General features: G+C 56.9%; 10 protein-coding genes. 3 read left to right on the top strand and 7 right to left on the bottom strand.

All coding sequences use genetic code 11. The annotated features are described in order from the left end of the window. Nucleotides 1-116: 116 nt before the first annotated feature. Both AC236I_RS09450 and AC236I_RS09445 read right to left on the bottom strand, forming a co-directional pair. Entirely contained in the window at nucleotides 117-2,804 is a 2,688-nt protein-coding gene (locus AC236I_RS09450; protein WP_004863810.1) for a cation-transporting P-type ATPase, read from the bottom strand. Between the two features lie 50 nt (nucleotides 2,805-2,854). Continuing rightward, complete coding sequence (locus tag AC236I_RS09445) at nucleotides 2,855-3,286, bottom strand: universal stress protein (protein WP_004863814.1); 432 nt, start codon at nucleotides 3,284-3,286, stop codon at nucleotides 2,855-2,857. A gap of 532 nt (nucleotides 3,287-3,818) precedes the next feature. Here AC236I_RS09445 and AC236I_RS09440 point away from each other — a divergent pair. Genes AC236I_RS09440 through AC236I_RS09430 form a run of 3 tightly spaced genes read left to right on the top strand, consistent with a single transcriptional unit; the run spans nucleotide 3,819 to nucleotide 8,928 of the window. Then, on the top strand, nucleotides 3,819-4,904 hold the full coding sequence (locus AC236I_RS09440) for an efflux RND transporter periplasmic adaptor subunit (protein WP_015584034.1): 1,086 nt from the start codon (nucleotides 3,819-3,821) through the stop codon (nucleotides 4,902-4,904). Further along, nucleotides 4,904-7,966 carry an efflux RND transporter permease subunit gene (locus AC236I_RS09435; protein WP_088883855.1) on the top strand — a complete coding sequence of 1,021 codons (3,063 nt, stop codon included), beginning with the start codon at nucleotides 4,904-4,906 and terminating at the stop codon, nucleotides 7,964-7,966. The genes AC236I_RS09440 and AC236I_RS09435 overlap by 1 nt, the downstream gene beginning before the upstream one ends. 38 nt (nucleotides 7,967-8,004) lie before the next feature. Further along, nucleotides 8,005-8,928, top strand: coding sequence for an acyltransferase (locus AC236I_RS09430; protein WP_162098183.1), 924 nt, complete (start codon nucleotides 8,005-8,007; stop codon nucleotides 8,926-8,928). A 28-nt stretch (nucleotides 8,929-8,956) separates the two neighbouring features. On the opposite strand, the gene pagP is transcribed toward AC236I_RS09430, so the two are convergent. The 5 genes from pagP to AC236I_RS09405 form a co-directional block, all read right to left on the bottom strand. Beyond that, nucleotides 8,957-9,532 (bottom strand): lipid IV(A) palmitoyltransferase PagP, encoded by a 576-nt coding sequence (pagP, locus tag AC236I_RS09425; RefSeq protein WP_004863830.1) that lies wholly within the window; start codon nucleotides 9,530-9,532, stop codon nucleotides 8,957-8,959. A 152-nt stretch (nucleotides 9,533-9,684) separates the two neighbouring features. Continuing rightward, nucleotides 9,685-11,202: an alpha/beta hydrolase gene (locus AC236I_RS09420; RefSeq protein WP_487608775.1), complete on the bottom strand. Its 1,518-nt coding sequence runs from the start codon at nucleotides 11,200-11,202 to the stop codon at nucleotides 9,685-9,687. Between the two features lie 310 nt (nucleotides 11,203-11,512). Then, the gene (locus tag AC236I_RS09415) at nucleotides 11,513-11,725 is read right to left on the bottom strand and encodes a hypothetical protein (protein ID WP_404655305.1); all 213 of its coding nucleotides are present in this window, start codon (nucleotides 11,723-11,725) and stop codon (nucleotides 11,513-11,515) included. A gap of 30 nt (nucleotides 11,726-11,755) precedes the next feature. Further along, a complete protein-coding gene (gene dadX / locus AC236I_RS09410; RefSeq protein WP_015584028.1) occupies nucleotides 11,756-12,826 on the bottom strand; it encodes a catabolic alanine racemase DadX in 1,071 nt (356 codons plus the stop codon). A 9-nt stretch (nucleotides 12,827-12,835) separates the two neighbouring features. Further along, the gene (locus tag AC236I_RS09405; protein WP_487608774.1) at nucleotides 12,836-14,134 is read right to left on the bottom strand and encodes a D-amino acid dehydrogenase; all 1,299 of its coding nucleotides are present in this window, start codon (nucleotides 14,132-14,134) and stop codon (nucleotides 12,836-12,838) included. Nucleotides 14,135-14,253 lie beyond the last annotated feature (119 nt).

Raw genomic sequence — 14,253 nt, 5'->3', positions numbered from 1 at the left:
CAAACGCGCGACCGTGGCCTTCAAGGCCACGGTCGCTGCGGGAAAGCCCCCTCCCCGATGCCCGCCTACCTTTTACCTGAACGTTTTCACAGCAGGCATCCTCATGTCGACGTACATCAGGCGGTACGCCATTTCCGGGTTAACGGTTTTTCGATTTCCACAATCAGGAACATCACAAATCCGATGACAAAAGTGATTACCCAATAGCGGAACGGCAGCGCGGTGGTACCAAACAGCATTTGCATAAACGGCGCGTAGATAATCAGCAGCTGCAACGCCAGCAGGACGGCGCTGACGATCCAGATGCCTCTGTTTGCCAGCAGCCCTTTACTCAGAGAAAATCCGTCGGCGACGCGGCAGTTGAGCATATAGAACCACTGAGCGGTCACCAGCGTTTGCAGCAGGACGGTACGAATAAACTCTGGCGAATAGCCGCGTGGCTGGAGCCAGGCTTCCAGCACAAAGGCGCTCACGGCGATCATCGAACCAACAAAAATCACCCGCCAGATAGCGAAACCGTCCATAACATGCAGCTTAGGATCGCGCGGCGGGCGCTTCATAATGTTCTGCTCGCCGGCCTCAAACGCCAGGCCAAACGACAGCGTGGCCGAGGTCGCCATGTTCATCCACAGGATCAGCACCGGGGTCAGCGGAATTAAGTTCCCCGCCAGCAGGGCAATAATAATGAGCAGCCCCTGCGCCAGGTTGGTCGGCATAATAAAGAGAATGGTTTTCTTCAGGTTATCGTACACCCGCCGCCCTTCCCTGACCGCGCTGGCGATGGTGGCGAAGTTGTCATCAGTCAGCACCATATCGGCCGCCTCTTTGGTCACTTCGGTTCCCTTGATGCCCATCGCGATGCCAACGTCGGCCTGCTTCAGCGCCGGGGCATCGTTCACCCCGTCGCCGGTCATCCCCACCACCTCTTTTTTACTCTGCAGCGCCTGCACCAGACGGAATTTATCTTCCGGACTGGTACGGGCGAAAATATCAAATTTCTGCGCGGCTTCGCTGAGCTGCAGGTCGTCCATCACCTCCAGTTCACGCCCGGTGATGGCATTGCCGGCATTGCCAATGCCCAGCATTTTGCCGATACTCATCGCGGTTTGCGGGTGATCGCCGGTGATCATTTTCACGCGAATGCCCGCCTGCAGGCAGTCGCCAATCGCCGTAATCGCTTCCGGACGCGGCGGATCCATCATTCCGGCAATACCGAGGAGGATAACCCCCTGCTGCAGATCCTGATGGGTCAGCTCGCTTTGCCCGCTGGCCGCCGGTTTCCACGCCGCCGCGACCATGCGCAACCCTTCCCGCGCGTACTCTTCAATTTTTGCTTCCCAGTAAGGCTGATTCAGCGGCTGCAGGCCGTCCTCGGTCTGCTGCTGCTGGCAAAGCCGGAACAGCACATCCGGGGCACCGGTGATTAAGATCATCTCTTCATTACCGATCCGATAGAGCGTCGACATATATTTATATTGCGAATCAAAAGGGATCTTGCTGCGCAATTCGGTTGCCACCACCGGCAGCGCGACTTTCGCCGCCAGCACTTTCAGCGCCCCTTCCGTTGGACCGCCGGTAATTTTCCATAACCCGCTTTCATCCTTAATAAGCTGGCTGTCATTACATAAATCAATGGTCCTCAAATAGCGCTCAAGCAGCGTACCGGGCGCCACCACAACCGGCCCGGCCCCATCTACCGGGTGAATATTCCCGATCGGTTCATAGCTATCGCCTTCTACCCGATAGACGGTATCCGCCGTAATGACGGCTTTTACCGTCATCTCGTTCATGGTCAGCGTCCCGGTTTTATCCGAGCAGATCACCGTCATCGCCCCGAGGGTCTCAACCGTCGGCAGCTTGCGGATAATCGCCTTCTGCCGCGCCATGGTCTGCACGCCCAAAGAGAGAATGATCGAGATGATCGCCGGCAAACCTTCCGGCACCGAGGCCACCGCAAGACTTATCAGCGAGAGCATCAGCTCTGAAACCGGCATATCGCGGAACAGCAGGCTGAAGACGAACAGCGCGGCCATCATCACCAGAATGATAATAAAGATGGCTTTGCCGAGCTTATCCATCTGTACCAGCAGCGGCGTACGGTGCTTTTCAATATCCGCCATCATCTGGTTGATATGGCCCAGTTCGGTATCTCCGCCGGTCGCCACCACCAGGCCTTTACCGCCGCCGGAACTGACCGTGGTCCCCGAAAACAGCAGGTTCGTGCGATCGCCGAGAGGAAGATCGCCGCTCAGCGCCTCGGTGTTTTTTTCCACGACCGTCGACTCGCCGGTAAGAATCGCCTCTTCCACCCGCAGATTGTGGGCTTCAATAACCCGCAGGTCGGCAGGGATTCGGTCGCCCGCACGGATCACCACAATATCACCCGGCACCAGCGCGGTGGTCGGCACCGTTTCATGGTTCCCCTGGCGGATCACCACCGCTTCGCTGGAAAGCATATTGCGAATGCTCTGCAGCGATTTTTCCGCGTTACTTTCCTGGATATGGCCAATCAGGGCATTAATCACCGCGACGCCCAGAATCACCAGGGTATCGACCCAGTGCCCCATCACCGCAGTCAGCAGCGCGGCCGCCAGCAGGACGTAAATCAGGACATCGTTGAAATGGGCCAGGAAACGGAGCCATGCGGGCTTGCCCGGCTTTTGGGGGAGCGCATTCTCACCGTACTGCTGGAGCCGCGAGGCGGCTTCTGCGCTGCTAATACCTTCGGAGGAACTGTTGGTGCTGGTCAGGGTTTCATCGACGGAGAGCTTGTAGAACGGGCCAGCCGGTTTGTCTGTACTCATGGTTATCTCCTCACTCCTGTAACGGAAATCAGAACAGCATCAGGCCGCCCCTAACGCACAACGAAAACCGGAACGTGAGCATAACGAACGATGCTTGCCGCCTCGGAACCCAGCAAATGGGTCTGAATATTGGGGTTACGCGAGCCAATAATCACCACATCTGCCTGCAGTTCGTCGGCCAGTTTGATCACTTCATCACGAATATTGCCGCTGCGGACATGAATATGGATGTCGCTTTCCGGCAGACTGGACTTTTTGGCCAGCTCAGCAAGTTTTTCCTCTGAGTTTTTAACCAGATAGTCTTCCATTTTTCGCGCATCAGAAATAAATCCGCGCGTCAGCTGTGGGGAAAACAGCGGGTTTACGTGCACTAAATGAATTTGCCCGGAAGCGCTTTGCGCGAGAAACTGAGCATGGGATAACGCTTTGTCGGCGAGGCCGATTTCAAAGACATCAACCGGGACCAGGATATTTTTATACATACAGACAATCCTTTTATTACCAATAGAATAGTTGGCGATTAACGCCTGACGTGTCGTATTGAGGAAAGAATCTCAGAAACAAAAGCTGGCACAGAAGTCGCTATAATTAAACGTAGCACAGGACGGTTAACATTATTCAACCACCAATTATTATATTGAAAAATATCACAGAGCCCGCCCCCCTCAGACAAAACGGCTGGAAACCACGCTAAAACGTCGACATAAGGAAAATTTTTACTCTTTTTAACATTTCCGCCTTTCTACGACTATGCTCATAATCAGGAGCTATAGCACTTCCAAAAACCACTCCATAATTAGGCATATGAGAATTTACTTACTATATATCCAGTACTAAAGGAGGAGCGATGTTTGGCTATAGTCTGGTTCGTCTGAGCCTGTTTATCGCCCTGGCAATCATTGCCTGTACGGCGACAGGTTTATTCACTTATGTCGTTGTCTCCGCGTTGGCTGAATAATCATGGCGCTTGTAACAAACATGTAAAATAAATCTATTCACTCTGAGGGGAATACAGTGAAGCGTTATTTTTCTCTCATTCCTGTTGTTATTTTAATAACAACAGCTTGCGATCAGAAAGCACCTCAGGTCACGCCGCTGCCGCGGATGGTTAAAGCGGTGGAGGTGACCGCCGTCGGTGATTCACAGCAACGTATTTTTCCTGCACGCATCGAATCCGGGGATTCGACGGATCTGTCTTTTAAACGCGGTGGCCAGGTTGAATCGCTCGACGTTCGTCAGGGTGCGAACATTACGCAAGGACAGGTCCTCGCCCGCCTTAACGCCCGTGAAGCCCAACAGCGCGTCAATGAACGACAAACTGCCGCCACGCTCGCGCAGCGGCAGTTCGATCGCTTCCAGACCCTGGCCGGCCGCCAGGCTATTTCGAAAGCCGAAATGGACATCCAGCGCGCCAGCCGCGACTCGGCAAATGCGGCGCTGAAAATTGCCCGCGAAGAACTCGACCAGATGACGCTCAACGCGCCGTTCAGCGGGGTAGCGGCCAGCGTGCCGGTTCGCAATCACCAGGTGGTCGCCGCCGGCCAGACCATTGTGACCCTGACGCGTACCGATCTCCTCGATGTGGTCTTCAGTATTCCGGAAAACCTGTTTAGCGCCTTTGATATTCGCAACGCGCAGTACCGCCCGATAGTGAAAATCAACGCCCTGCCAGACCGCCAGTTCACCGCCCAGTACAAAGAGCATTCCGGCAGCAGCGACAATAGCACGCTCACCTGGCAGGTGATTTTGACCATGCCGCGCCCGGCTGATTTCCCTGCGGTGGGCGGCGTCAGCGGCACCGTGACGGTGAATCTGGCAAATCTGCCCGCTAACGCCGGTCGTGAAGCGCTGGTGGTGCCGGTTGAGGCGGTGTTCAATCCCGATAATCATCCGCGCAACGAGCCGCACGTGTGGGTGATTAAAGGCGATGGCGAGCAGCTGCATCTTGAGGATCGCAAAGTGAGCGTCGGGCAGGTGACAACCCAGGGGGTGGTTATTACCGACGGTCTCAGCGCCGGCGAGCGCGTTGTGGCGGCTGGCGTCAGCGAACTGCATGCCCAACAGCCGGTTCGAATCTGGACGCGTGAACGAGGCCTGTAATGGATATCTCTCGCCAGTTTATTAATAATCCCGTGCGCGTCTGGCTCACTATTCTGCTGCTGGGCATTGGCGGTATTTTCGCCCTGCTCAATATCGGCCGTCTGGAAGATCCGGCCTTTACCATTAAAACGGCGGTGGTCATTACCCACTACCCTGGCGCATCGGCGCAACAGGTCGAGGAAGAGGTCACCCTGCCGCTGGAAAACGCCCTGCAACAGCTGCCCTACCTGGATAACGTCAGCTCTATTTCGTCCAACGGGCTGTCGCAGATTACGGTGAATATCGCCTCGAATTACCACTCCAACGAGCTGCCGCAAATCTGGGACGAGCTGCGGCGCCGGGTGGGTGATGCGGCCCGCCTCTTTCCGCCGGGCGTGGTTTCCCCCTTCGTGAACGATGATTTCGGCGACGTGTTTGGCTTCTTCTTTGCCATTTCCGGCGACAGTTTTACCAATCCTGAGCTGGTCCGCTATGCCGAGCAGCTGCGCCGGGAGCTGGTGCTGGTGCCCGGCGTCGGCAAGGTAGCCATCGGCGGAGCGATCCCGCAGCAAATTAACATTGATATCTCGCTGCCTAAAATGGCGGCCCGCGGCATCACGCTTAACCAGCTTTCCGCTCTTCTCAGCCGCCTGAACGTCGTTTCCAGCGCCGGAGAGATAACATCCGGCAGCGAGTCCATTCGCCTGCATCCGACCGGGGAGTTTGAGAATATCGACGAACTGGGCGACCTGCCGATCAACCCGCACGGCACGGGAGCGGCGACCCGGCTGCGGGATATTGCGACGATCTCGCGCGGGCTGAGCGAATCCCCGTCCAGCATCTACCACGCCAACGGCCGCCAGGCGGTGACGATGGGCGTCTCGTTCATTCCCGGCGTCAACGTCATCGATGTTGGCCATGCGCTGGAGGCAAAGCTGGAACAAATGTCGGCGGAAAAACCCGCCGGGATTCACCTCGATCTGTTCTACGATCAGGCGGCTGAAGTTGGCCACTCGGTTAACGGCTTTATCACTAATTTTTTAATGGCGCTGGCCATTGTTGTCGGCGTGCTGCTGATCTTTATGGGCGTGCGCAGCGGCATTATTATCGCGTTCTCGCTGGCCCTCAACGTGCTGGGCACGCTGCTGATTATGTATCTGTGGGGTATTGAGCTACAGCGGATCTCGCTGGGGGCGCTCATTATCGCCCTTAGCATGCTGGTCGATAATGCCATCGTGATTGTCGAAGGGGTGCTGATTGCCCGTCAGCAGGGGTCAACGCTGCTGACCGCCATCAACTACGTTATCCGCCGTTCCGCCCTGCCCCTGCTGGGGGCAACGGTGATTGCGATCCTCGCCTTCGCGCCCATCGGCCTGTCGCAGGACTCGACGGGGGAGTATTGTAAATCGCTGTTCCAGGTGCTGTTAATCTCCCTGATGCTCAGCTGGTTCTCGGCGCTCACCATTACCCCGGTGCTGATCAAATGGTGGCTGTTTAAAGGCGCCGCCTCCCCGCCGCCGGCCGCTGAGGCCGATCCTTACCGCGGACGCTTTTACCGCAGCTATCAGCGGATCCTCAACGCTCTGTTGCGGCAAAAAACCGTCACCCTCGTGGTGATGGCCGCGCTACTGGCCGGTGCAGTCTGGGGATTTGGCTCGGTGCGGCAGAACTTTTTCCCGTCATCCAATACGCCGATCTTCTTTGTTGATCTGTGGCTGCCCTACGGCACCGACATTGCCTCCACGGAAAAAATGGCCAGCGATATCGAAACCGCGATTAACGGCCAGCCCGGCGTCGTCACCACCGTGGCGACCGTCGGTCAGGGCAGCATGCGCTTTATCCTCACCTATAGCGGCCAGCGCCAGTACAGCAACTATGCGCAGATCATGGTGCGCATGGACGACCAGCGTAGTATTGACGCCCTCACTCGCCACGTGGATGCCTATATTGCGCGCCACTATCCGCAGGTGAATGCCAGCAGCAAGCGGGTGATGTTTGGTCCATCCGGCGACAGCGCCATCGAGGTGCGAATTAAAGGCCCCGATCCCGACAGATTACGGCTGATAGCCAGCCAGGTAAGCACTATCCTCACGGCGGATCCGGCCGTCGGTAGCGTGCGCAACGACTGGCAAAACCGTAGTAAAACGATCCGCCCGCAGTATTCCCCGACCCTGGGGCGCGAGCTGGGGGTGGATAAGCAAGATATCGACAGTGCGCTGCAGATGAATTTCAACGGTAGCCGCGCCGGGTTGTACCGCGAAGGCGCCGATCTGCTGCCGGTGGTGGTGCGCCCGCCGGCCGCCGAACGTCAGGATGCCAACCATCTGAAAAACGTGCTGGTGTGGAGCCAAAGCCGTCAGCAGTACATTCCGCTGAGCAACGTGGTCAGCGGCTTTAACCTCGAATGGGAAGACCCGTTAATTCTGCGCCGCGACCGCAGTCGCGTGCTCACGGTGATGACCGACCCCGACCCGCTGAGCAATCAAACCCCGGGCGATATTCTGGCGCGGGTCCAGCCGCAGATTAACGCGCTCAGCCTGCCGCACGGCTACAGCATTGAGTGGGGAGGCGACGCGGAGAACTCCAGCGAAGCGCAGCAGGGGCTGTTCACCACCCTGCCATTGGGCTATCTGGTGATGTTCGTCATCACCGTCCTGATGTTCAGCTCGCTGAAAAATGCGGTCGCCATCTGGCTGACCGTGCCGCTGGCGCTGATTGGCGTGACCCCGGGATTTTTAATTACCGGCATCCCCTTCGGCTTTATGGCGCTTATCGGTTTACTCAGCCTGAGCGGCATGCTTATCCGTAACGGCATCGTGCTGGTCGAAGAGATTGAACAACAAAAACAGGAAAAACCGCAGCACGAGGCGATTATCTATGCGGCAACCTCGCGCTTACGCCCTATACTGCTCACGGCCTTCACCACCGTGCTCGGGCTGGCGCCGCTGTTGCTGGACGTCTTCTTCCAGAGTATGGCGGTGGTTATCATGTTCGGGCTGGGTTTTGCGACCATTCTGACGCTACTGGTTCTTCCGGTTATTTACGCCTGTTTCCACCCTAAGGATATGCAGCAACCACAATGAACACCACCGGGTTAAATATTATTAAAACGCTGGGATGCATGACGGCGGTAACGTTCTTTACCATCTATAACACCTGGGATCGGTATGATTACGATTACCACTGGATCCTCGGCTTTCTGACGTTTATCTCGACCATCGCCACGCCGCTGTTTTTTGTGGTGGCCGGCTATCTCGATGCCCAGTCCCGGCATAGTACGAGCTGGCAGATGGGGAAAATTAAAAGCGTGGTGATCGTCTTTCTTTTCTGGATGACGATTTACTATCTCTGGGAACCTTACCAGCGCGGCTATCTTATCCAGCCGTGGTTTGTCTTCGCCTTTATTGTGATTTATACCTTCCACCCGCTGATCGAGTGGCTAAGCCAGCGCAGAAGGATCTTCTTTGGCGTGGTGTTTGTATTGCTGCTTTTCTCCTATGGTTACGACCTGCTGGCAGCCCTCTATCCCAACGTGCATGCGCTGACGCTGGCGCCGCAGTATCGCCTGTGGACCTGGCTGTTGTTCTATCTAACCGGTCAGCTGTTTAGCGACCCGCTGGTGGTGCGCTGGCTTAATCGCGATAAGGTGGTCAAAGCCGCGATGTTTGCGATACCCTTTATTTATCTTTTCACCTGGTTTTACGAGCGCCATTTCTTTTTCGCTCTGTTCAAGGCCGACAGAAATGCATTCATTCTCACCGGTTCGCAAATTTATATTCTGGTGGTCGCGCTGGTTATTGCGGCCAACGGCGTCCGTTTCCGAAAAAACAGCGAGTTTAAAGAGAGTATTCTGGCGGCAATCAGCAAAACGATGACCGGGGTTTATATCCTCCATTACTCCATTTTTCATCTCCTGAGCACCCTTATCCCAATCGGTTCGCTGAGCACAAAATTAATGCTGATTGCCCTGACGTTTATCGTCTCGGTATTGATTTCAATGCTGGCGTTATCCAACTCCGTCGCTAAAAAAGTGATCACCCTTTAAATCACCGGCGCCCGGCCTGACGCCGGGTTTAAAAACCATAGCGCAGCCAGGCAAACAGGACGTTACCGTTATTGTAGGTGCCAGGAATATAGGTGAACTGTACGCTAAGTCGCCGATAGCTCGCGGAAAACAAGGGAAGAATAATCGGTAAGGGCACGTAATTGGCGAAATCATCGCGGGCGGTGATCCCGGCGGTCACGCCAAGGCCAAGGCGGAAATCCTGGCGGCTATCCAGATACCAGCCCTTCTCCCAGCCGTAGCCAACGATCGGCTGCCACTTGTTATGCGAATCCTTAAACATCATGGCGTACAGCGAGCTCCAGTCGCCGTCATCGTGATAGCGAGAGAGACCGAAGCCGCCGCCCCAGGGCATCTCGTTGTAGTTATCCGTTTTCTCTTTATCGTAGGTTAAACGGTTGTGCCAGCTAAGAAACGGCAGATACAGGTCATAATTTTGCGGCTGATTCCAGGTTTGCGAAACATCGTTTTTGAGCCAGTTCCACCAGCCGCTGATGCGCTGTTCGCCGTAAACATGGTCTTCAGCCTGTACCGCAGTGGCGAAAATCACCAGGGTTGCCCACACTATCAGCCGACAATGTTGCATAGATTTTTCCTTAAAAAATCACCGGTAACGATTTCGTCCGGGAAGAATAAACACCCTTTGCAAATATCACCGCCGCCATTTTTGCGGCTAACAGGCGTCCCTTATGACAGGTATATCGTTGCCGGCCGGGAAATAACAGAATGTCCTCTGCATTATAATCCCGATTCGGGGGAAGGCGGGAAAGCGCCGCGAATATGTTGCTGAATACGGTCCATCATAAACGGGAAGAACGGGTTGGAGGTGACGCGCATCAGCGTATCCAGCCCTACGCTGAGGGTTGAAGTCTCTCCGCGTAGCGAAATGGTGCCGATACTAATACCGTAACGGTTCTTCTCCGTCGGCTCGCGACCGTACAGGGAGTCGTTCATCGGGAATGGCACCGCGACGTGCGAGAGCGAATACATATCCTGCGGCCATGCAATGTTCAGCCGCGTCACCTGCTCCTCTTGCGCGCCTGCTGGCGTGGTACGTGCGACGGTCTCGTAGGTGGTAGGCGAAGCATTAGTAATCACCGTTGTGCGATAGCGGCGCGGCGCTGGCGGCAATAGCGTGCTGAGCGCAGAGTAGACCGCAGGCCGAAACAGCGCGCGTAAATTCGCCGCCTGGTTGATATCAAAAATCACCAGCTCACTGCCGTTGTCCGGCAAATAGCGATACAGCGAATCCACCACGGCCCGGGTGCTGACCGTGGAGTCCATCACCGACTGAAAAGTCAGCACCGGAGCAAGCGCAGCAAGCCGCTGGCTGCGGGAATCCTGGACAATTTTCTCCTGCAGCGCCTGGGTTAACAACCACGACTGTCGGGCCGCCTTCACCGGAAATGAGTTGTATTTATAAGGATTAAACTCGGGCACCACGTTCAGCCATGCCGCCCGGGCAAAAGCAGGAAACACCGCCGGTAATCCCGTCAGTCCGGCAAAGCGGGCAAACGCGGTCACCCCAATCATCGGCGACAGCAGGACTATCTGCTGCGGCGGAGGCAAGGCCTTATCATCCAGCGCGTCGAGCGCATATTTCAGCGCCAGCGCGCCGCCGTTGGAATAGCCGATAACATGCAGCGGGACGTTCGCCCCGGCCAGTCGGGTCGCTTCGCGTACCGCCAGTCGCGTGGTCGCCATCCACTGCTGCCAGTCAACGGCGGTCAGCAAACCCGGCGCTGTACCGTGCCCCGGCAGCCTCGGTACCACGGCAACGAACCCCTGCTGCTGGTAGGCTTTTGCCAGATAGCGCACGCTGTACGGCGAGTCCGTCAAGCCATGAAGCAACACCGCGGCGCCGCGCGGCGTTCCCTCCGGCAGTAGCACAAAGGAGCGATTCCAGTCAGGCTGAAACTGTTGCGGGTAGACCTGACTTTGGGCATAAAAACGATTAAGCGGCGTTTTTTGATCGTCAGGAAGCGTATCGATCAGCTCAAGTTTCATCTCGCGAAAAATCGCCTCTTCTCGCCCCAGATAGCCAGCGAAGGTTGTGCGGTCTATCTCTGCTGCCGACATTTCATCGGCAGACCAGGTATGCCACGGATGCAGTGCAGGCCCTCGCTGCGTTTCGTAAATACGCCCGGCAATAAAAACGGTAATAACGATAAGCAGGCCAATCGCTATTTTTTTCCCCAGCGAGGCCATTTTTAAACCAGCGTTAATCAGGGGGCGGGTAAATCTCATCATTGGCATATCGCTGTCCGTGTTGTGTTCTGTACATAACGACCGTTGGCTCGCCGGGGCATTGTAGTCATGTGATGGACGTTGTTTCCAGAAGTAGTCGGTTGCTGATTTTTATTGTCTGCGCTTATGACGACCGTCGATGACCGCGCCACCATCGGGAGGGGCGGTATTGATATTGCCAAATCTGTCGGGCACGCTGGAGGGCCCCGTCCCGTCGAACACCGTATCTCCGGGTTTGCAGTGCGTCATGTTCGGACCATCCGTGCTTATGGCGATGCCAGCCTGCGCTAAGCAGATCGTAGCAGGCAACAACATCGAATCAAGGCGCCAGGTGGCTATCAAGCGGCACGTTGTATTGCGGGCAGGCCTGCAGCGGTCGGGCCGGGGCGAGCAGGACGAGGATGAGCAGCGGGCCCGCGCCGCCAACGCACGGCTGACGCGGGTATTTCCCCGGCTTACAACGGCGTCGGTTTTCCTGACGAGCGTAAGCGGAAAACCAGAATCCCAGTAACTTACTGAAATTCTGGCTCATAAGAGCGGCGAATGGCGCCGTTCAGGCACGTTACCCGGTCACCACCGGAACGCGGGGCGCCAGCGCGCACATCAGCTCATAGCCGACGGTGCCGCAGACGCTGGCGACATCGTCAATTTTGATCTCTTTGCCCCACAGCTCCACCGGCGCACCGATCCCGGCCTGCGGGCAAGGCGTTAAATCGACCGCCAGCATATCCATCGAAACCCGGCCCACCGTGCGGGTCCGAACACCGTCAACCAGCACCGGCGTACCGTCCGGCGCCACGCGCGGATAGCCGTCGGCGTAACCGCAGGCCACAATCCCAATCCGCTGCTCGCCGGATGCCCGATACAGGCCGCCGTAACCCACCGCCTCTCCCGCCTTCAGGTTCTGCACGGCGATGATTTCGCTGCTGAGCGTCATTACCGGCTTGAGGCCGCTATTGGCGATATCCTGCCATTGGCCGGAAGGCGATGCGCCATACAGCACAATACCCGGCCTCACCCAGTCAAAATGGGCTTCAGGATGCCACAGCGTCGCCGCCGAGTTAGCGAGCGAGCGCCGGCAGTCCAGTCCTTCCGCCGCCTGCTCGATACGGCGCATCGGCTCAATGATGCCCTGCGGATTTTCCGCATCGGCAAAATGCGACATCAGCGTCATTTCGCTGACGTTGTTCAGCGCCCGCAGCTGCTGCCAGACGGTATGAATGCGATCCGGCATAAAGCCGAGGCGATTCATCCCGCTGTTGACCTTGACGTAGATATCCAGCGGCGCGTGGAGTTTTGCCTGCTGAAGCGCCTTAATCTGCCAGTTACTGTGCACGCTGGTGGTCAGGCGATACTTATCGAACAACGCCAGCTCATCGGCGTGGAAGAAACCCTCCAGCATCAAAATTGGCCCTTTCCAGCCGTGCTCACGCAGCAGGATCGCCTCTTCAAGGTTGAGCATCGCGAAGCCATCAGCGCCGCTCAGCGCGCTCCAGACGCGCGACAGGCCATGACCATAGGCGTTGGCTTTCACCACCGCCCACAGGCGCGAGGCGGGGGCCGCACGCCGGACAATCTGCAAATTCTGCCGCAAGGCCGGCAAATCAATGCTGGCCAATACAGGACGGGACATGAAGACTCCTTAGTTATGAACGCCGTGCAGATGCTGAGCGCGTGCCGGAGTAAAGCCGGGGCTATAGCGCGTGACGGCCAGATCATCATACGGAATGGCCGGTGTACGGCCTGAGATCAAATCACTGAGCAACTGCCCGGAACCGCAGGCCATGGTCCAGCCCAGCGTGCCGTGCCCGGTGTTCAGCCACAAATTCTTATACGCTGTACGGCCCACCACCGGCGTACCGTCCGGGGTCATCGGGCGCAGCCCGGTCCAGAAGGTGGCCTGCTCGACGTGGCCGCCGCGCGGGAACAGATCGCGGACCACCATCTCCAGGGTTTCCCGGCGTGGCTTCAGCAGATCTTTATTAAAGCCGACGATTTCCGCCATCCCCCCCACGCGGATGCGCTGGTCAAAGCGGGTAATGGCGATTTTGTAGGTTTCATCAAGAATAGTCGAAACCGGCGCGCCGTCCTCTTCGGCAATCGGAATGGTCAGCGAATAGCCCTTCAGCGGATAGACCGGAATGTCCACCAGCCCTTTCAGCATCGCGGTCGAGTAAGAACCAAAGGCCATCACATAGGCATCGCCTTTGATGATTTCCGCGCCGCATTTCACGCCGGCAATCTGTTCGCCTTCATACAGCAGCGCGTCCACCGACGTATTAAAGCGGAAGGTGACGCCCGCCTGCGCCGCCATCACCGCCAGGCGCGTGGTAAACAGCTGGCAATCGCCGGTTTCATCGTTGGGCAGACGCAGACCGCCGGTCAGCTTATGGCTGACCTCGGCCAGCGCGGGCTCCACTTCCAGCAGACGCTTCGCTTCCAGAAGCTGGTACGGAACGCCGGCATCTTCCAGCACGGCGATGTCGCGGGTGGCGTTTTCATACTGTTTTTCAGTACGGAACAGCTGCAATGTGCCGCCCTGACGGCCCTCATACTGGATTCCGGTGCTTTCACGCAGCGCTTTCAGGCAGTCGCGGCTGTATTCCGCCAGACGCACCATCCGCCCTTTGTTCTCCATATAATGGCGGGTATCGCAGTTGCGCAGCATTTGCCACATCCACTTCAACTGGAACTGAGTCCCGTCAAGACCGATAGCCAGCGGCGCGTGGCGCTGGAACATCCATTTGATGGCCTTCAGCGGCACGCCTGGCGCCGCCCACGGCGCAGCATAGCCCGGGGAAATCTGCCCGGCGTTAGCGGCACTGGTCTCTTCCGCCGCCCCGGGTTGACGGTCGATAACCGTCACTTCGTGACCCGCCTGGCTTAAATACCATGCACTCGCAACCCCAACTACCCCACTTCCCAGTATGACGACTCGCATAGCGACTCCGTAATAGTTAAAGAACAATCATCTGATTACAAATTGATAACTCAGCTGAAAATATTATTCAACATACGCTTTATTTATGGTGACTTAACTCACAGCAAACCGCACCAGCA

The sequence above is a fragment of the Klebsiella sp. Sb-30 genome (genome assembly GCF_057652795.1).
This window is presented reverse-complemented; position numbering and strand designations above follow the sequence as displayed.

Excerpts from the sequence above, each read along its gene's own strand:
- AC236I_RS09415 (WP_404655305.1), bottom strand. The coding sequence starts at position 11,725 with ATGAGCCAGAATTTCAGTAAGTTACTGGGATTCTGGTTTTCCGCTTAC.
- AC236I_RS09430 (WP_162098183.1), top strand. The coding sequence starts at position 8,005 with ATGACGGCGGTAACGTTCTTTACCATCTATAACACCTGGGATCGGTAT.
- pagP (WP_004863830.1), bottom strand. The coding sequence starts at position 9,532 with ATGCAACATTGTCGGCTGATAGTGTGGGCAACCCTGGTGATTTTCGCC.
- dadX (WP_015584028.1), bottom strand. The coding sequence starts at position 12,826 with ATGTCCCGTCCTGTATTGGCCAGCATTGATTTGCCGGCCTTGCGGCAG.
- AC236I_RS09435 (WP_088883855.1), top strand. The coding sequence starts at position 4,904 with ATGGATATCTCTCGCCAGTTTATTAATAATCCCGTGCGCGTCTGGCTC.
- AC236I_RS09420 (WP_487608775.1), bottom strand. The coding sequence starts at position 11,202 with ATGCCAATGATGAGATTTACCCGCCCCCTGATTAACGCTGGTTTAAAA.
- AC236I_RS09450 (WP_004863810.1), bottom strand. The coding sequence starts at position 2,804 with ATGAGTACAGACAAACCGGCTGGCCCGTTCTACAAGCTCTCCGTCGAT.
- AC236I_RS09405 (WP_487608774.1), bottom strand. The coding sequence starts at position 14,134 with ATGCGAGTCGTCATACTGGGAAGTGGGGTAGTTGGGGTTGCGAGTGCA.
- AC236I_RS09445 (WP_004863814.1), bottom strand. The coding sequence starts at position 3,286 with ATGTATAAAAATATCCTGGTCCCGGTTGATGTCTTTGAAATCGGCCTC.